The organism is Streptococcus sp. WB01_FAA12 (genome assembly GCF_012843315.1).
In the GTDB taxonomy this organism is placed as follows: Bacteria; Bacillota; Bacilli; order Lactobacillales; family Streptococcaceae; genus Streptococcus.
In genome coordinates this window covers 464,064-481,842 of record NZ_JABAEX010000001.1, presented here as the reverse complement: position 1 = coordinate 481,842, position 17,779 = coordinate 464,064, and the positions used below count along the sequence as shown (strand labels likewise).

At 42.9% G+C, this 17,779-nt stretch carries 17 protein-coding genes; 16 read left to right on the top strand and 1 reads right to left on the bottom strand.

The genetic code is table 11. From position 1 onward, the window contains the following. The first annotated feature begins 55 nt into the window (after nucleotides 1–55). The 3 genes from HF881_RS10465 (at nucleotide 56) to alaS (ending at nucleotide 3,631) form a co-directional block, all read left to right on the top strand. A complete protein-coding gene (locus HF881_RS10465) occupies nucleotides 56–220 on the top strand; it encodes a PASTA domain-containing protein (RefSeq protein ID WP_346775280.1) in 165 nt (54 codons plus the stop codon). A 285-nt stretch (nucleotides 221–505) separates the two neighbouring features. After that, on the top strand, nucleotides 506–991 hold the full coding sequence (locus tag HF881_RS02345; protein WP_084926055.1) for an LURP-one-related family protein: 486 nt from the start codon (nucleotides 506–508) through the stop codon (nucleotides 989–991). 21 nt (nucleotides 992–1,012) lie between these two features. Further along, nucleotides 1,013–3,631 carry an alanine--tRNA ligase gene (gene alaS / locus HF881_RS02340; RefSeq protein ID WP_169446272.1) on the top strand — a complete coding sequence of 873 codons (2,619 nt, stop codon included), beginning with the start codon at nucleotides 1,013–1,015 and terminating at the stop codon, nucleotides 3,629–3,631. 87 nt (nucleotides 3,632–3,718) lie between these two features. On the opposite strand, the gene HF881_RS02335 is transcribed toward alaS, so the two are convergent. Beyond that, nucleotides 3,719–5,167: an alpha-amylase gene (locus HF881_RS02335; RefSeq protein WP_169446271.1), complete on the bottom strand. Its 1,449-nt coding sequence runs from the start codon at nucleotides 5,165–5,167 to the stop codon at nucleotides 3,719–3,721. A 270-nt stretch (nucleotides 5,168–5,437) separates the two neighbouring features. Between HF881_RS02335 and HF881_RS02330 the strand changes: the two genes are divergently transcribed. The 13 genes from HF881_RS02330 to HF881_RS02270 all read left to right on the top strand — a co-directional run bounded on the left by HF881_RS02330 (nucleotide 5,438) and on the right by HF881_RS02270 (nucleotide 17,760). Then, nucleotides 5,438–6,601 (top strand): class I SAM-dependent rRNA methyltransferase, encoded by a 1,164-nt coding sequence (locus HF881_RS02330; protein ID WP_169446270.1) that lies wholly within the window; start codon nucleotides 5,438–5,440, stop codon nucleotides 6,599–6,601. Continuing rightward, the gene (gene aroD, locus HF881_RS02325) at nucleotides 6,598–7,275 is read left to right on the top strand and encodes a type I 3-dehydroquinate dehydratase (protein WP_125848753.1); all 678 of its coding nucleotides are present in this window, start codon (nucleotides 6,598–6,600) and stop codon (nucleotides 7,273–7,275) included. The genes HF881_RS02330 and aroD overlap by 4 nt, the downstream gene beginning before the upstream one ends. Next, complete coding sequence (locus HF881_RS02320) at nucleotides 7,265–8,119, top strand: shikimate dehydrogenase (RefSeq protein ID WP_169446269.1); 855 nt, start codon at nucleotides 7,265–7,267, stop codon at nucleotides 8,117–8,119. The genes aroD and HF881_RS02320 overlap by 11 nt, the downstream gene beginning before the upstream one ends. An 18-nt stretch (nucleotides 8,120–8,137) precedes the next feature. Next, complete coding sequence (gene aroB, locus HF881_RS02315) at nucleotides 8,138–9,205, top strand: 3-dehydroquinate synthase (RefSeq protein ID WP_169446268.1); 1,068 nt, start codon at nucleotides 8,138–8,140, stop codon at nucleotides 9,203–9,205. A gap of 9 nt (nucleotides 9,206–9,214) precedes the next feature. After that, a complete protein-coding gene (aroC, locus tag HF881_RS02310; RefSeq protein ID WP_169446267.1) occupies nucleotides 9,215–10,381 on the top strand; it encodes a chorismate synthase in 1,167 nt (388 codons plus the stop codon). Between the two features lie 9 nt (nucleotides 10,382–10,390). Continuing rightward, nucleotides 10,391–11,494, top strand: coding sequence for a prephenate dehydrogenase (locus tag HF881_RS02305; protein ID WP_169446266.1), 1,104 nt, complete (start codon nucleotides 10,391–10,393; stop codon nucleotides 11,492–11,494). A 10-nt stretch (nucleotides 11,495–11,504) separates the two neighbouring features. Continuing rightward, nucleotides 11,505–11,843 (top strand): YlbF/YmcA family competence regulator, encoded by a 339-nt coding sequence (locus HF881_RS02300; RefSeq protein WP_084926053.1) that lies wholly within the window; start codon nucleotides 11,505–11,507, stop codon nucleotides 11,841–11,843. A 90-nt stretch (nucleotides 11,844–11,933) separates the two neighbouring features. Continuing rightward, nucleotides 11,934–13,217: a 3-phosphoshikimate 1-carboxyvinyltransferase gene (gene aroA / locus HF881_RS02295; protein ID WP_169446265.1), complete on the top strand. Its 1,284-nt coding sequence runs from the start codon at nucleotides 11,934–11,936 to the stop codon at nucleotides 13,215–13,217. Further along, nucleotides 13,210–13,686, top strand: coding sequence for a shikimate kinase (locus tag HF881_RS02290; protein ID WP_169446264.1), 477 nt, complete (start codon nucleotides 13,210–13,212; stop codon nucleotides 13,684–13,686). The genes aroA and HF881_RS02290 overlap by 8 nt, the downstream gene beginning before the upstream one ends. Continuing rightward, entirely contained in the window at nucleotides 13,683–14,531 is an 849-nt protein-coding gene (gene pheA / locus HF881_RS02285; RefSeq protein ID WP_169446263.1) for a prephenate dehydratase, read from the top strand. The genes HF881_RS02290 and pheA overlap by 4 nt, the downstream gene beginning before the upstream one ends. Beyond that, on the top strand, nucleotides 14,528–15,808 hold the full coding sequence (locus tag HF881_RS02280; RefSeq protein WP_169446262.1) for an LCP family protein: 1,281 nt from the start codon (nucleotides 14,528–14,530) through the stop codon (nucleotides 15,806–15,808). Before pheA ends, HF881_RS02280 begins: the two co-directional genes overlap by 4 nt. Before the next feature lie 147 nt (nucleotides 15,809–15,955). Then, on the top strand, nucleotides 15,956–16,792 hold the full coding sequence (locus HF881_RS02275; RefSeq protein ID WP_169446261.1) for a phosphorylcholine transferase LicD: 837 nt from the start codon (nucleotides 15,956–15,958) through the stop codon (nucleotides 16,790–16,792). Further along, on the top strand, nucleotides 16,789–17,760 hold the full coding sequence (locus HF881_RS02270) for a glycosyltransferase family 2 protein (RefSeq protein WP_169446260.1): 972 nt from the start codon (nucleotides 16,789–16,791) through the stop codon (nucleotides 17,758–17,760). The genes HF881_RS02275 and HF881_RS02270 overlap by 4 nt, the downstream gene beginning before the upstream one ends. Nucleotides 17,761–17,779: the final 19 nt, after the last annotated feature.

Here is a 17,779-nt window from a genome sequence, read left to right as displayed (position 1 = left end):
TAAAATAGGAATGGTGAAGAGATGAAAATAGAGAAATTGTTAGAGAGCAGGAAATATTGAAATAGTAGAAGTTTCAACTGCTTCTGAAGGTACCTCGGAGGGGACTGTAGTAGATCAAAGTCCGAAAGTAGGAGAGGAAGTTGATTTGAAACGTACACGAGTTAAAATTTCAATTTATAAGCCTAAAACTCATCAAACATCACAAAGTAGATCTAGATAAATTAAAACGTTAATTTAGAAAGCTAACTCACTACTATTAGTTAAGAATCTTTCCCAGTTGACTCAAACTTAAAAAAACGATATAATAAGAGAGTTGAGAATTGATTTTCAATCATCTTAGTCCAGAGAAATGGCGGTGCTGCGAGCCATCTAAGCTAGGAAGTCATGCTACTCAATCAGACAATTGCATAAGAATAAGAGAATGACAAGTTCATTGAATGAAGGTGGTACCGCGGTTTTTCGCCCTTCGTGATGTGAGCTTGTCTTTTGATTTTTGGAGGTGTTTATGAAGACATTTCTCGTGAAACAAAAGTTTCGTCTTGGGGGCGAACGCTTTGATATCAAGGATGATAGAGGAGTAGTGAACTATCAGGTGGAGGGTTCTTTCTTCCAAATCCCTAAGACCTTTACCATCTATGATGCCGATGGTGAACAAGTTAGTGAGATTAGTAAAGAATTTTTCACCTTACTTCCTCGCTTTACTATTCAGCTACGAAACGGTTCAAATTTCGTCATTCGTAAGAAGTTGACCTTCTGGCGGGATAAGTATGAGTTTGATAATCTGGGACTTCGTATTGAGGGCAATATCTGGGATTTAAATTTCAAATTGCTGGATGATTGTGATCAGCTTGTCGCCGAGATTCGGAAAGAGATTTTCCATTTGACCTCAACCTACACCGTAACCGTCTATGAAGACTCTTATGCAGATCTGGTCATTTCCCTTTGTGTCGCGATTGACTATGTGGAAATGCTGGAAAGCCAATCAAATTAAACAAGTAAATAAGGAGACAATATGAAACAACTATCTAGTGCTCAAGTTCGCCAAATGTGGCTAGATTTCTGGGCAAGCAAAGGCCACTCTGTAGAACCATCAGTTAGCTTGGTTCCTGTAAACGACCCAACTCTTTTGTGGATCAACTCTGGGGTAGCCACTCTTAAGAAGTACTTTGACGGAACTATCAAACCTGAAAATCCGCGTATCACCAATGCGCAGAAAGCTATCCGTACTAACGATATTGAAAACGTAGGGAAGACTGCGCGTCACCATACTATGTTTGAAATGTTGGGGAACTTCTCTATCGGGGATTACTTCCGTGATGAAGCTATCACTTGGGCTTATGAGCTTTTGACAAGCCCAGAATGGTTTGACTTCCCAGCTGAAAAACTCTACATGACTTACTATCCAGACGATAAAGATTCTTACAACCGCTGGATTGAAGTAGGAGTGGATCCAAGCCACTTGATCCCAATCGAAGACAATTTCTGGGAAATCGGTGCGGGACCTTCTGGACCTGATACTGAGATCTTCTTTGACCGTGGGGAAGCTTTTGACCCAGAAAATATTGGTCTTCGTCTGCTTGCAGAAGATATCGAAAACGACCGTTATATCGAAATCTGGAACATTGTTTTATCACAATTTAACGCGGATCCTGCTGTTCCTCGTAGCGAATACAAGGAATTGCCACACAAGAACATTGATACGGGCGCTGGTTTAGAGCGTTTGGTAGCCGTTATCCAAGGTGCTAAGACAAACTTTGAAACAGACCTCTTCATGCCGATTATTCGTGAAGTTGAGAAGTTGTCTGGCAAGGTTTATGACCAAGATGGCGATAATATGAGCTTCAAGGTCATTGCGGACCACATCCGTTCTCTTTCATTTGCCATTGGTGATGGTGCCCTTCCAGGAAATGAAGGCCGTGGTTATGTCCTTCGTCGTCTCCTCCGTCGTGCTTCTATGCATGGTCAAAAATTGGGAATCAACGAACCTTTCCTTTACAAACTCGTTCCAACTGTTGGAAAAATCATGGAAAGCTACTACCCAGAAGTACTTGAGAAACGTGACTTTATCGAGAAAATCGTTAAGAGCGAGGAAGAGTCATTCGCTCGAACCCTTCACTCAGGTCAACACTTTGCCCAAGGTATCGTAGCAGACTTGAAAGAAAAAGGTCAATCAGTGATTGCAGGTTCAGATGTATTCAAGCTTTATGACACCTATGGATTCCCAGTGGAATTGACAGAAGAAATCGCTGAAGAAGCTGGGATGACTGTAGACCGTGAAGGCTTTGAAGCAGCCATGAAAGAACAGCAAGAACGCGCGCGTGCGTCAGCTGTTAAAGGTGGCTCAATGGGTATGCAAAATGAAACCCTCCAAAATATCACTGTTGAGAGCATCTTTAACTATGAAGCATCACAATTGTCTTCTAAATTGGTGGCTATCATATCGGACAATGCAGAAGTAGAAGCTGTTTCTGAAGGAACTGCCTCACTTATCTTTGCGGAAACGCCATTCTACGCTGAAATGGGTGGACAGGTTGCTGACCACGGACAAATCTTGGACGCTGATGGAAATGTCGTAGCTACTGTGACAGATGTTCAAAAAGCACCAAACGGCCAGCCGCTTCATACTGTTGAAGTTCATGCTCCGCTTACTTTGAATGCAGAATATACTTTGGTAATTGATACTGACCGTCGTCTTCGTGTCATGAAGAATCACACGGCGACTCACTTGCTTCATGCAGCGCTTCACAATATCCTTGGAAGCCACGCAACTCAAGCAGGTTCACTTAATGAAGTTGAATTCCTTCGCTTTGACTTCACTCATTTCCAAGCAGTGACTGCAGAAGAACTCCGTTCTATCGAGCAACAAGTCAATGAGAAAATCTGGGAAGCTCTTGCAGTCAAGACTGTTGAGACAGATATTGACACAGCCAAAGAAATGGGAGCTATGGCCCTCTTTGGTGAGAAATACGGTAAGGAAGTCCGTGTTGTGACGATTGGCGATTACTCTGTGGAACTCTGTGGTGGTACCCACGTTGGCAACACTTCTGAAATTGGTCTCTTCAAGATTGTCAAAGAAGAAGGGATTGGATCAGGAACTCGTCGTATCTTGGCAGTGACTGGTAAAGAAGCCTTTGAAGCCTACCGTGAGCAAGAAGACGCTCTGAAAGCAGTAGCAGCAACCTTGAAAGCACCTCAACTCAAAGAAGTACCTCATAAAGTAGAAGGACTTCAAGAGCAACTCCGTCAATTGCAAAAAGAAAATGCAGAATTGAAGGAAAAAGCCGCAGCCGCAGCTGCTGGTGATGTCTTCAAGGATGTTAAGGAAGTTAGCGGACACCGTTACATTGCAAGCCAAGTTTCTGTATCTGACGCTGGTGCTCTTCGTACCTTTGCGGACAACTGGAAACAAAAAGACTACTCTGACGTGCTTGTCTTAGTCGCAGCTATTGACGACAAAGTAAATGTCCTTGTAGCTAGCAAGTCAAAAGATGTACATGCAGGAAACCTTGTCAAAGAATTGGCTCCAATCGTCGATGGACGTGGTGGTGGTAAACCAGACATGGCCATGGCAGGAGGAAGCAACCAAGCGAAAATCCAAGAACTCTTGGAGGCAGTAGCAGGTAAATTATAAGACAATAAAGATCTATCCATTTGGGTAGGTCTTTTTGTGAATACAAAAAAGCCAAATCCGGTTTGATTTGGTTTGTAACTGATAGGTTTATTTTGCTGCCCAGACACTGACTGAACCCGCTGCTACTGGAAAATCTCCATAACCGTCAGCATCAATTGTGACTTGGTCTTGGTTATTTCCAAGTAAATCTACAAAGGTTTGGTTAGCACATTCTTGACCAACAAACATAGACTTGCTGTTTTCTTGGTCATTTGAGATAAGGACAGCGATTGGGGATTGATGTGCAGCACCTGAACGTACCCATCCAATACAGTTGGCATCATCAAAGTAGTCTGTTTGCTCTCCATAGGCCAAGTCTTTTCGGATGGCTAGGAGACGGTCAAGAACTTCTCTGAAATCTTGTTGAGCAAATTGCCCTGAAATACCGTAATAGTCTCCGTAAAAGACACATGGAAGTCCATCTTGGCGTAATAGAATAAGGGCATAGGCTGCTGGCTTGAACCATTCTTCAACAGTAGACTCAAGGGCTTGTCCTCGTTGAGTATCATGGTTGTCAACGAAAGTGACAGCTTTGTCAGGCTTGAGTTCAACCAAGCTATCAGTAAAAATAGTACGAAGGTCGTAGCTTGATCCAGCTTGACTGGCTTCAAAGAGATTCTGGTGGAGGCGAACATCGACAAGGTCAAAGCGTTCTTCTGTTTTTTCAAGATAGTCTAGATTGGCTTCCTTGTCTGGATTCCAAAATTCCCCAAAAACATAGAAATCTTCTCCGTATTTTTCCTTCATATCACGGATGAAATTGCCCATAAAGAAGGAGTCGATGTGTTTAACGGCATCCAAGCGGAATCCTGCCACACCAGTCGTTTCCATGAACCAGTCAGCCCAGTCATAGATGTTTTGGATGACTTCAGGATGCTTAAAGTCTAGGTCAGCATACATGAGGTAGTCGTAGTTGCCGTTTTCGTTATCGACCAATTCCTCATTTGCCCAACCTTTATTGTCCCCCTGAATCAGGTAAATGCCAGACTTACGGCGTTTGGCATCATAGTCTGTACCTGTGAAGTGGTACCAGTGCCAGTGGAAGTCATTGTAGGTATCTTGGCGACCATCGAAAGTAAAGTGAGTCCAGCCATTGATAGTAAAGGGCTCGCTTAGTTGAACGGTACGATCCTCAGGGTCCACTTCAATAACCTGAAAGGCTTCCATATGATCAGCAGCGGCCTTGTGATTGAGCACCACATCAGCCATAGGTTGGATTCCATGCTCCTTGAGAGTCTGAATCGTTTGAAGATAGTCTTCTTTAAACCCATACTTGGTGCGGACAGTCCCTTTTTGGTTAAATTCACCTAGGTCAAAAAGATCGTAAACACCATAGCCTACATCTTTTTCGTTGGTTGCCTTGAAGGCAGGTGGCATCCAGACATGGCTGATACCAAGGTTTGCTAGATGTTCTGCGTCATTTGTCAGTCGAGCCCAGTGTTGGCCGTCGTGAGGCAGATACCATTCAAAGTATTGCATAAGTGTCTGATTTTGCATTGTTTTTCCTCTTGCTTATCAATGTTGTGTTTTATTCTACCATAAAGTTTAGAACTAGGCAAACGTTTGCGCAAGATTCTATACTCATTTCTGAAATTGTCTATTTTTAAAGACACTATTTCCTTCCCATTGCTAGAGAAATAATGTTTAGGAGAAAAAATAAATTGAGTAAACTTATTTTAACAAAAATGACACTTAATAAACTAAAGTATAGATGGTTAAACGGTTTCTTTTTTGAGAATTGTCATAAAATTTGCTATAATAGTAGCTATGAATAGAATTAGGGTCAGCAGACGTGTTGAAAAAAAGCTAGCTAAGGGTCTAGTTCTTTTGGAAGCAAGTGATTTAACAGATATTGATCTGACGGATCAGGAAGTAGAAGTTCTTAGTCAAGATGGGAAGTTTTTAGGGAGTGCCTATCTTTCTCAGCAGAACAAGGGCATTGGTTGGTTGGTCAGCAAGGAAAAGGTTCGTTTCAATCAAGCCTTTTTTGAAATTCTGTTTCGTAAGGCCAAGGAAGCTAGAAAGCCATATTATCAGGATGACTTGACCACTGCCTTTCGCCTTTTTAACCAAGAGGGGGATGGTTTTGGTGGTCTGACTATTGATCTCTACGGAGATTATGTGGTCTTTTCTTGGTATAACTCCTATGTTTACCAGATTCGTAAGGTTATTGTAAAGGCTTTTAAGGAAGTCTTTCCTGAGGTCTTGGGGGCTTATGAGAAGATTCGTTTTAAAGATCTAGATTACGAGTCTGCTCATGTCTATGGTGAGGAAGCGCCAGACTACTTTACTGTTCTTGAGAATGGCGTGCTCTATCAAGTCTTTATGAATGATGGCTTGATGACAGGGATTTTCTTAGATCAGCATGAGGTTCGTGGGAGTTTGGTTGACGGTTTAGCCATGGGCAAGTCCTTGCTCAATATGTTTTCCTATACAGCTGCCTTTTCAGTTGCTGCAGCTATGGGAGGTGCAAGTGAGACGACTTCTGTCGACTTGGCCAAACGGTCCAGAGAGCTGTCAGAAGCTCATTTTCAGGCAAATGGACTCAGCACAGAAAACCATCGTTTTATCGTTATGGATGTCTTTGAATATTTCAAGTATGCCAAGCGAAAAGGTCTGACCTACGATGTGATTGTCCTGGATCCGCCGAGCTTTGCTCGCAATAAAAAACAAACATTTTCTGTGGCTAAGGACTATCACAAGCTGATTTCCCAGAGTCTAGAAATTTTAAATCCGGGAGGCATTATCATTGCTAGTAACAATGCTGCCAATGTTTCCCGCCAGAAATTTACAGAACAAATTGATAAAGGTTTTGCAGGAAGAAGGTATCAAGTCCTGAATAAATACGGACTTCCAGCAGACTTTGCCTATAATAAAAAAGATGAAAGCAGTAATTACCTCAAGGTGATTAGTATGAAGGTTAGTAGATGAAATTAATCGTTTCAGTGATGCCAAGAAGTTTAGAAGAAGCGCAAGAGCTGGATGCCACACGGTATGAAGATGCCGATATCATTGAGTGGCGTGCGGACTTTCTTGCCAAGGACGCTATTTTACAGGTAGCACCCGCTATCTTTGAGAAATTCGCAGGACGTGAACTTGTCTTTACCCTTCGGACTCGCACAGAGGGAGGAGAAATCGAACTGTCTTCTGAAGAGTATGTTCAAATCATCAAGGAAGTTACCCAGCTCTATCAACCGGATTATGTAGATTTTGAGTACTTCAGCTACAAGGACGTTTTTGAGGAGATGTTGGATTTTCCAAATCTCGTATTGAGCTATCATAATTTCCAGGAGACACCTGAAAACATGATGGAAATCCTGTCGGAGTTGACCAGTCTCTCTCCAAAAGTGGTCAAAGTATCTGTTATGGCCCATACGGAGCAAGATGTTTTAGACTTGATGAACTACACACGAGGATTTAAAACACTCAACCCTGAGCAAGAGTACGTGACCATTTCCATGGGGAAAATGGGCAAAGTATCTCGTATCACTTCAGATGTGACGGGTTCAAGTTGGTCATTTGCGAGTCTTGATGAAGCGAGTGCTCCAGGTCAGATTTCTCTATCAAACATGAAGAAAATCAGGGAGATTTTGGATGAAGCTTGATGGCTCTACACGCATGGCGGCTGTCGTTGCAAATCCCATCAAACACTCTATCTCCCCTTTCATCCACAATAGTGCCTTTGAGGCGACAGCGACAAATGGTGTCTATGTGGCTTGGGAAATTGAAGCGGGTGACTTGGCAGAAACAGTCGCCAATATTCGGCGTTACCAGATGTTTGGAATCAACCTGTCTATGCCTTACAAGGAGCAAGTGATTCCTTATCTGGATGAGTTGAGTGATGAAGCTCGTTTGATTGGGGCGGTCAACACAGTTGTCAATCAAGACGGAACGTTAATTGGATATAATACAGATGGCAAGGGATTCTTTAAGAGCTTGCCTTCTTTTACAATTTCAGGTAAAACAATGACCATTTTGGGTGCAGGTGGTGCGGCCAAATCAATCTTGGCTCAAGCTATTTTGGACGGCGTCAGTCAAATTTCTGTCTTTGTGCGTTCAGCTTCTATGGAAAAAACAAGACCTTATCTAAACAAGTTGCAGAAGCAAACAGGATTTAAAGTGGACTTGTATGCTTTAGAAGATCTTTCTGAAATGCAAGAAAGGATTGCCAACTCGGATCTGCTCGTCAATGCGACCAGTGTAGGGATGGATGGCAAATCATCCCCAGTTCCTGAAAGCATAGTCTTACCAGAAACTCTCTTGGTGGCCGATGTCATTTACCAACCCTTTGAAACGCCATTTTTGAAATGGGCTAAAAGTCAGGGCAATCCAGCCGTCAATGGTCTGGGAATGTTGCTCTATCAAGCTGCTGAAGCTTTTCAATTGTGGACAGGTAAAGAAATGCCGACAGACGAGATTTGGCAGTCCTTAACAGAAAAATATAAATAGTGAAAAGGAGACCCCACTATGAAAATCAGAATCGATATTCCGCATCATCCTTATGATATTCAGATTGAAAAGGGTTGTCTATCGCAAGCAGGTCAATGGTTGAAAGAACTCTGGCAACCTCAAAAAGTGGTTATTGTAACCGACAACCATGTAGCTTCTCTCTATGCAGAGAAGGTTAAACTCAGCCTAGAAGATGCTGGTTTTCAGGTAGCTGTTTTTGACTTTTTAGAAGGCGAAGAACGAAAGAATTTAACCACTGTTCAGAAAGTCTATGAATTTTTAGTCAAGCAAGGTCTGACTCGTAGCGATGGAATCGTGGCTCTTGGTGGTGGTGTCGTTGGGGACTTGGCTGGTTTCGTAGCCTCCACCTATATGCGGGGCATTCACTTTGTTCAGATTCCGACTAGTTTGACAGCCCAGGTTGATTCTTCTATCGGTGGTAAGACAGGAGTCAACACTCCATTTGCTAAAAATATGGTGGGGACCTTTGCCCAACCTGATGGGGTTCTGATTGATCCGCTTGTACTTGAAACACTCGGAAAAAGAGAGTTGATTGAAGGAATGGGTGAGGTTATCAAGTACGGCTTGATTGAGGATCCAGAACTATGGGCTCTCTTAACGGAGCTAGATGGTTCTGTAGAGAGTATACTGGAACATGCGGAGACTTTGATAGAACATTCTTGTCAGGTTAAGCGCAAGATGGTGGTTGAGGATGAGTTGGATAACGGTGTTCGCCTTTACCTCAATTTTGGGCACACTATTGGCCATGCTATTGAAGCGACTGCCGGTTATGGCAAGGTCATGCATGGAGAAGCTGTGGCCATGGGCATGGTTCAGATTTCCAAGGTTGCTGAGGAAAAAGGCCTCATGCCAGCTGGAATAACCCAGTCCATCACAGCTATGTGTCAGAAATTTGGTTTGCCTGTTGACTATGAAAACTGGGATGTTGATAAACTTTATCAAGCTTTGACTCATGATAAGAAGGCGCGTGGCAATACCTTGAAATTGGTCTTGGTACCAGAGCTTGGTTCAGCGGCCATTCACCCAGTTTCTCTGGAAGAGATGAAAGACTACTTGGTAAAATAAGGAGAACGTATGAGATATTTAACTGCAGGAGAATCACACGGTCCCCGTCTGACAGCTATCATCGAGGGAATTCCAGCTGGACTTCCTTTGACAGCTGAGGATATTAATGGGGACCTTAAACGCCGTCAGGGTGGCTACGGTCGTGGTGGTCGTATGAAGATTGAGAGCGACCAGGTTGTCTTTACATCGGGCGTTCGCCACGGGAAGACGACAGGGGGCCCCATTACCATGGATGTCATCAACAAAGACCACCAAAAATGGCTAGACATCATGTCTGCTGAGGACATTGAAGACCGCCTTAAAAACAAGCGGAAAATCACCCATCCACGTCCAGGTCATGCCGACTTGGTAGGTGGCATCAAGTATCGTTTTGATGATTTGCGCAATTCCTTGGAGCGTTCATCAGCTCGTGAAACAACCATGCGGGTGGCAGTTGGAGCGGTAGCCAAACGTCTCTTAGCTGAGCTGGATATGGAGATTGCAAACCACGTTGTTGTCTTCGGTGGTAAGGAAATCGATGTTCCTGAAAATCTGACAGTTGCGGAGATTAAGGAACAAGCTGCCCAGTCTGAAGTTTCTATTGTCAACCGAGAACGGGAACAGGAAATCAAGGACTATATTGATCAAATCAAGCGTGATGGTGATACCATCGGTGGAGTTGTGGAGACAGTCGTCGGAGGTGTTCCAGTTGGCCTTGGATCCTATGTTCAATGGGACAGAAAATTGGATGCGCGATTGGCTCAGGCAGTTGTCTCTATCAATGCCTTTAAAGGGGTGGAATTTGGTCTTGGATTTGAAGCTGGTTACCGAAAAGGCAGCCAAGTTATGGATGAAATTCTCTGGTCTAAAGAAGACGGCTATACCCGTCGTACCAATAATCTAGGTGGTTTTGAAGGAGGCATGACCAATGGTCAGCCAATCGTTGTCCGTGGTGTCATGAAACCCATTCCCACACTTTACCAACCACTCATGAGTGTGGATATCGAGACTCATGAACCCTACAAGGCAACGGTGGAGAGAAGTGATCCCACCGCTCTTCCAGCAGCTGGGGTAGTCATGGAAGCAGTTGTAGCAACGGTTCTGGCACAAGAAATTCTTGAAAAATTCTCATCGGACAATCTAGAGGAATTAAAAGAAGCGGTAGCTAAACACCGAGACTATACAAAGAACTATTAAGGAGTTCCTATGGCAAAAACAGTCTATATAGCAGGTCTTGGATTGATTGGAGCCTCTATGGCCCTAGGTATCAAGCGTGATCATCCTGATTATGAAATTCTAGGTTATAATCGCAGTCAGGCTTCGAGAGACATTGCCTTGGAGCGGGGGATGATTGACCGTGCGACGGATGATTTTGCTAGTTTCGCTCCCCTAGCAGATGTCATCATCCTGACCTTGCCAATCAAACAGACCATTGCTTTTATTCAGGAATTGGCAGGTTTGAACTTGAAAGAAGGCGTCATTATCTCGGATGCTGGCTCAACCAAGTCAGCCATCGTGGACACGGCAGAGCAGTATTTGGCTGGCAAGTCTGTTCGCTTTGTCGGGGCCCATCCCATGGCTGGTAGCCACAAGACAGGGGCTGCTTCTGCGGATGTTAATCTCTTTGAAAATGCCTACTATATCTTCACACCTTCGAGCCTGACAAGTCCTGACACACTTGAGGAAATGAAGGATTTGCTCTCAGGACTTCATGCTCGTTTTATCGAGATTGATGCCAAGGAGCATGATCGGGTCACTTCTCAGATTAGTCATTTTCCCCATATCTTGGCATCAGGTCTCATGGAGCAAACAGCTGTCTATGCTCAAGAACATGAGATGACAAGGCGCTTTGCGGCGGGTGGTTTTCGAGATATGACACGGATTGCAGAGAGTGAACCAGGTATGTGGACTTCCATTCTCTTGTCCAATCGCGAGACCATCCTAGAGCGAATTGAGGATTTCAAGGAACGCTTAGATGAGGTTGGAGAAGCTATTAGCAAGGGGGAAGAAGAGCAGATTTGGAACTTTTTCAACCAAGCGCGTGAGCAACGTCAGGCCATGGAAATCCATAAACGTGGTGGTGTGGATAGTTCTTATGACCTCTATGTTGACGTTCCCGATGAAGAAGATGTTATCTTGCGGATTTTGGAATTGCTACGAGGAACTTCTTTGGTTAATATCCACATCAACGAAGAAAACCGTGAGGATGTTCACGGGATTCTACAAATTTCATTTAAAAATGCTCAAGATTTAGAACGAGCTGAGCGCTTAATTTCAGAAAATACGGACTACACAGTCGTCATCAAATAAGGAGAAGATCATGTCAAATATTTACGATAGTGCAAATGAACTCAGTCGCGGTCTACGCGAATTACCAGAATACAAGGCTGTCAAGGCAGCGAAAGATGCCATCCAAGCAGATGATCAAGCCAGCAAGATTTTTGCAGACTATCTTGCTTTCCAGCAAGAAATCCAAGTCATGGCGCAAACTGGACAAATGCCAGATGCCTCTTTCCAAGAAAAGATGCAGTCTTTCAGCAAGCAAATCCAAGAGAACGCTCTTTTGTCTGATTTCTTTGCCAAACAGCAACAATTGTCTATTTACCTTTCAGACATTGAAAAAATTGTCTTTGAACCCGTTTCAGAATTATTGAAATAGTATTTTATCTGTATAAAAGCCAGAAATTTCAGGAATTTCTGGCTTTTTTGTGATAAAATAAGAAAAAGTATTGCAAGTATGAGGTCCGGTATGAAACTAAAAACAAACATTCGCCACTTACATGGCAGTATCCGAGTTCCAGGTGATAAGTCCATCAGCCATCGTTCGATTATCTTTGGAAGTTTGGCTGAGGGCAAGACTAAGGTTTATGATATTCTGCGTGGAGAGGATGTGCTCTCAACCATGCAGGTTTTTCGTGACCTTGGTGTTAAAATTGAGGACAAAGATGGGGTTATTACGATTCAAGGTGTTGGCATGGATGGCTTAAAAGCTCCGCAAAACGCCTTGGATATGGGGAATTCTGGTACCTCGATTCGCCTGATCTCAGGTGTACTTGCTGGAGCAGACTTCGAAGTAGAGATGTTTGGAGATGACAGTCTTTCCAAACGCCCTATGGATCGTGTGACCCTTCCCTTGAAAAAAATGGGAGTCAGTATTTCTGGTCAAACAGAGCGAGATTTGCCTCCTCTGCACTTAAAAGGTACTAAAAACCTAACACCAATTCACTATGAGTTGCCAATCGCCTCTGCCCAAGTCAAGTCTGCCTTGATATTTGCAGCCTTGCAGGCTCAGGGGGAGTCCGTTATTATCGAGAAAGAATGCACTCGTAACCACACCGAAGATATGCTACAACAATTTGGTGGTCATTTAAGTGTGGATGGCAAGAAAATCACAGTCCAAGGACCGCAAAAACTAACAGGACAAGAGGTTATCATTCCAGGAGATATTTCCAGTGCAGCCTTTTGGTTGGTTGCTGGTTTGATTGTTCCAGATTCTCGTGTGGTGCTACAGAATGTGGGGATTAACGAAACGCGTACTGGTATCATTGATGTCATTCGCGCTATGGGTGGAAAACTAGAAATAACTGATATCGATCCGGTCGCAAAATCTGCAACCCTAACTGTCGAGTCCTCTGACTTGAAAGGAACAGAAATTGGTGAAGCCTTGATTCCACGATTGATTGATGAATTGCCGATTATTGCCCTTCTAGCGACCCAAGCGCAAGGTGTAACGGTCATTAAGGATGCTGAAGAACTCAAGGTCAAGGAAACTGACCGCATTCAGGTGGTGGCAGACGCCTTAAATAGTATGGGGGCGGATATCACTCCTACAGCAGACGGGATGATTATCAAAGGGAAATCAATCCTTCATGGTGCTAGAGTCAATACGTTTGGTGACCATCGAATTGGAATGATGACGGCCATTGCTGCTCTCTTGGTTGCAGATGGAGAAGTGGAACTTGACCGTGCTGAAGCCATCAATACCAGCTATCCTAGCTTCTTTGATGATTTGGAGAGCTTGATTCATGGCTAAGGTATTACTTGGATTTATGGGAGCTGGGAAATCCACAATCGCTAGACGTTTGGATCCAGACTACCTAGATATGGATGCCTTAATTGAGGAAGGCTTAGGAATGTCCATTGCGGATTTTTTCGCTGAAAATGGAGAAGAAGTCTTTCGTCAGGTGGAGTCAGAAGTTCTAGCTGATTTACTAAAAACGGACCGAGTTGTGTCAACTGGCGGAGGAGTTGTTATTTCTCAGCGAAATCGTGACTTGATCAAGACCAATCCTGATAACATCTACCTAAAAGCAGATTTTGAAACTCTCTACCAACGTATCGCAGCTGATAAGGGCAATCAGCGCCCGCTCTTTCTTAACAAAAGCAAGAAAGAATTAGCCAGTATTTTCCAAGAAAGACAGGCTTGGTATGAGGAAGTAGCCAGTCGTGTTCTAGATGTGACCAAGCTAAGCCCAGAGGAAATTATAGAGGAACTGAGATGAGAATTGCCTATCTAGGTCCTAAGGGATCTTTTTCGCACCATGTTGTGCAGACTGCTTTTCCTAATGAGGAATTACAAGCCTTTGCCAACATCACAGATGTTATCAAGGCCTATGAACAGGGCTTGGTGGATTATTCTGTGGTACCAGTTGAAAACTCCATTGAAGGTAGTGTCCATGAAAGTTTGGATTACCTTTTTCATCAGGCGGACATTCAGGCTGTTGCAGAAATCGTTCAGCCCATTCATCAGCAGTTGATGGCAGTTCCAGGTCAGTCAAAAATTGAGAAGATTTTTTCTCATCCTCAGGCTCTGGCTCAGGGAAAGAAATTCATAGAGGAGCATTATCCAGAAGCCAAGCTTGAAGTGACGGCAAGTACAGCTTATGCAGCTCGCTTTATTGCTGAACATCCAGACCAACCTTTTGCAGCTATTGCCCCTAGAAACTCAGCTGCAGAGTATGGTTTGGAGCTGATAGCAGAAGATATCCAAGAAATGGAAGCCAATTTCACTCGTTTTTGGGTTTTGGGTGTAGATTTACCATTCATTCCTTTGGATGCCTATTCAGAAAAAATGAGCCTAGCCTTAACCTTGCCAGACAATCTTCCTGGGGCACTTTATAAGGCACTTTCGACCTTTGCTTGGAGAGGGATTGACTTAACAAAGATTGAAAGTCGCCCTTTGAAAACAGCCTTGGGAGAATACTTTTTCATTATCGATGTAGAGTATAGTGATAAAGAGCTGGTTCATTTTGCCAGACAAGAACTAGAAGCAATTGGAATCCAGTACAAGATACTGGGAACCTACCCTATTTTCACCATAAGGGATCTAGGAAAGGAGAACCTATGAGCAAAGAAAGCCCTTTAAGTCATCATGAGCAGTTACGCTATGACTACCTTTTTAAGAATATTCATTACCTAAATGACAGAGAAAAGAGAGAATTTGACTATTTAAAAAGAAAAGTGGACGGTGGATTTCCCTCTAATGAAGTTGAAAGGGAAAAAAATCTAGGGAAGGACATTGGGATTCCACAGTATTCCAATCAAAGTCGCTCGAATAGATATCAGAAATTTTCCTCTCTTCCAAAAGTGAAAAAAAAGAAACCAAGAAGATTTTTTAAACGAGTTCTAATTTGGCTTTTACTGTTGGTAACCTGTGTGGCTGCGGGCATGATTATTATGTTCCTTCGAGGTTTCCAGTCGGCAACTACTAGCAATAAGCCAGCTGATGCAAAAGCGGCACAAGTACAGGTGTTTAATGGTCAAGATACTAAAGACGGGGTGAATATCCTAATCATGGGAACAGATGGTCGGATTGGTCAAAATAGTGCAGAAACTCGCACAGACACGATTATGGTGTTGAATGTTAGTGGTTCGGATAAGAAAATCAAGCTAGTCAGCTTCATGCGTGACAACCTAGTCTATATTGATGGATACAGCCAGATTGTGAATGGCAAGAAACAAACGGATAATAAACTCAACGTGGCCTATGAACTTGGGGAACAGGAAGGGCAAAGAGGGGCTGAAATGGTCCGCAAGGTTTTAAAAGATAACTTTGATTTGGACATTAAGTACTATGCTCTAGTGGATTTTCAGGCCTTCGCAACTGCCATTGATACACTATTTCCTGATGGAGTGACTATAGACGCTAAGTTTTCAACGTTAAATGGCCAGCCTCTAACAGAAGCTACAGTTGGAGATGACCTACATGCAACAGAAACCGAATCACCAACTCAAACTATTAAAGTTGGGAAACAGCAGATGAATGGCTCGACCTTGCTCAACTACGCTCGTTTCCGTGATGATGATGAAGGAGACTATGGTCGTACCAAACGTCAGCAGCAAGTCATGTCAGCTGTTCTTGAGCAAATCAAAGATCCAACCAAACTCTTTACAGGATCAGAGGCACTTGGAAAGGTCTTTGGAATGACCTCAACCAATCTACCTTATACCTTCCTGCTGACCAATGGTTTGTCAGTTATCGAAGGTGCACAGAATGGTATTGAAAGATTGACAGTGCCAGAACTTGGCGATTGGGTAGATGCTTATGATGTCTACGGAGGACAAGGTCTACTTGTCGACCAAAACAAATATCGGACTAAACTCGCCCAGATGGGAATGAGATAAGAGGTAGATAAATGAAAATCAAAGCTTCATTCACTGGTGAAAAGAGTGGATTGGGCTTTGATTTTTTACGGTATCTGATGGATTTTTAAGGCTTTTTTATGGTATAATAAAACGATATAACTCGTTATTGGACAGAAGAGGAGAGACATGAGTGATTTGAAAGCGATTCAGGCTCGTAGTCTGGAAATGGCTGAATATTTCGTCGCATTTTGTAAAGAACATGATTTGTTGTGCTATCTCTGTGGAGGGGGTGCTATTGGCGCCCTTCGTAATAAGGGTTTCATTCCTTGGGATGATGACTTAGATTTTTTTATGCCTCGCAAGGACTATGAAAAATTAGCACAACTGTGGCCTCGTTATGCAAATGAGCGCTATTTCTTATCAAAAAGTCACAAGGAGTTTGTCGATCGAAACCTCTTTATTACCATTCGTGATAAAGAAACGACCTGTATCAAGCCTTATCAGAAGGATTTGGATTTGCCACATGGTTTGGCTTTGGACGTTTTGCCTTTGGATTATTATCCTAAAAATCCAGCTGAGCGTAAGAAACAGGTTCGCTGGGCCTTGATTTATTCCCTTTTTTGCGCCCAAACTATCCCAGAAAAGCATGGTGCAGTCATGAAATGGGGAAGTCGTATCTTACTCGGTTTGACTCCCAAATCTCTACGCTATCGCATTTGGAAAAAAGCTGAGAAAGAAATGACCAAATACAATCTAGCTGAGAGCGATGGAATCACGGAATTATGCTCAGGTCCTGGCTACATGAGAAACAAATACCCAATCGCATCCTTTGAAGATAATCTCTTCTTGCCATTTGAAGGAACTGAGATGCCCATCCCAGTCGGCTATGATGCTTATCTCAGAACTGCTTTTGGCGATTATATGACACCGCCACCAGCGGACAAGCAAGTACCGCATCATGATGCGATAATAGCAGACATGGACAAGAGTTACACAGAGTATAAGGGAGAATATGGGGCATGATGGGAGAAAAAATTAGCGTTATCGTTCCAGTCTACAATGTAGAAGCCTATCTGGAACGATGTGTGGAGTCAATTCTTCATCAAACTTATACCAATTTTGAACTAATTCTAATCAATGATGGCTCTACCGATTCCAGCGGACAGATCTGTGATCACTTAGCATCTCAGTATGAGAATATCAAGGTTTATCATATAGAAAATGCTGGTGTTTCAAATGCTAGAAATATGGGAGTTCAGCTAGCGACGGGTTCTTGGGTTACCTTTATTGATAGCGATGATTTCGTTACTAAAGATTATCTGGAAATCTTGATTGGTGCAGTTGATGATAAGGAATCCGTAGGATTTACAATCGCTCCTCTGCACCATATCAAAAACGGCATTGTAACAGACCTACCTCCACATTCTGGAAAAACAGAACTCTGGTCAACAGAAGAAACCATGAAGGAACTATTGATGACTACCAGAACGTCATTTTTTCCAGTTGCAAAACTGTTTAAGAGAGACCTGCTTGCGGATGAAAAGTTTAATACAAATTATCATCTAGCTGAAGATGCCTTATTTCTAACTGAATTGCTACTAAAAACAAGATGTAGTAGCGTATTTATTGACAAACCTGTTTATTATTATGATCATCGTGAGGGAAGTGCAACAACATCTGTTAATCAGCATGTATTTGACACGATAAAAGTTTATCAGCACATAATTGCTCAAGTTTTACAAGCCTTTCCTGATTTAAAACCTGAATTAAAAAATAGAGAATGTTGGTCGTACATCACAGTTTACGATAAAATTATCTTTACTTCATCTGAAGAGTATCAAAAGGAGAAAGCCGAACTACGAACTTGGATTGTTCAGCATCGACACGAAATATGGAAGGATGCTTATTTTACTACATTTCGCAAGGTAGCGATCCTTTCACTTGTCATTTCTCCATGGCTATATAAGAAAATTGTTGGATTAAAAAACTAATATCATGAGAAGGAGTTGA

Bases quoted from the DNA above. Each gene is read 5' to 3' on its own strand.
- HF881_RS02345 (WP_084926055.1), top strand. From the start codon at position 506: ATGAAGACATTTCTCGTGAAACAAAAGTTTCGTCTTGGGGGCGAACGC.
- alaS (WP_169446272.1), top strand. From the start codon at position 1,013: ATGAAACAACTATCTAGTGCTCAAGTTCGCCAAATGTGGCTAGATTTC.
- HF881_RS02335 (WP_169446271.1), bottom strand. From the start codon at position 5,167: ATGCAAAATCAGACACTTATGCAATACTTTGAATGGTATCTGCCTCAC.
- HF881_RS02330 (WP_169446270.1), top strand. From the start codon at position 5,438: ATGAATAGAATTAGGGTCAGCAGACGTGTTGAAAAAAAGCTAGCTAAG.
- aroD (WP_125848753.1), top strand. From the start codon at position 6,598: ATGAAATTAATCGTTTCAGTGATGCCAAGAAGTTTAGAAGAAGCGCAA.
- HF881_RS02320 (WP_169446269.1), top strand. From the start codon at position 7,265: ATGAAGCTTGATGGCTCTACACGCATGGCGGCTGTCGTTGCAAATCCC.
- aroB (WP_169446268.1), top strand. From the start codon at position 8,138: ATGAAAATCAGAATCGATATTCCGCATCATCCTTATGATATTCAGATT.
- aroC (WP_169446267.1), top strand. From the start codon at position 9,215: ATGAGATATTTAACTGCAGGAGAATCACACGGTCCCCGTCTGACAGCT.
- HF881_RS02305 (WP_169446266.1), top strand. From the start codon at position 10,391: ATGGCAAAAACAGTCTATATAGCAGGTCTTGGATTGATTGGAGCCTCT.
- HF881_RS02300 (WP_084926053.1), top strand. From the start codon at position 11,505: ATGTCAAATATTTACGATAGTGCAAATGAACTCAGTCGCGGTCTACGC.
- aroA (WP_169446265.1), top strand. From the start codon at position 11,934: ATGAAACTAAAAACAAACATTCGCCACTTACATGGCAGTATCCGAGTT.
- HF881_RS02290 (WP_169446264.1), top strand. From the start codon at position 13,210: ATGGCTAAGGTATTACTTGGATTTATGGGAGCTGGGAAATCCACAATC.
- pheA (WP_169446263.1), top strand. From the start codon at position 13,683: ATGAGAATTGCCTATCTAGGTCCTAAGGGATCTTTTTCGCACCATGTT.
- HF881_RS02280 (WP_169446262.1), top strand. From the start codon at position 14,528: ATGAGCAAAGAAAGCCCTTTAAGTCATCATGAGCAGTTACGCTATGAC.
- HF881_RS02275 (WP_169446261.1), top strand. From the start codon at position 15,956: ATGAGTGATTTGAAAGCGATTCAGGCTCGTAGTCTGGAAATGGCTGAA.
- HF881_RS02270 (WP_169446260.1), top strand. From the start codon at position 16,789: ATGATGGGAGAAAAAATTAGCGTTATCGTTCCAGTCTACAATGTAGAA.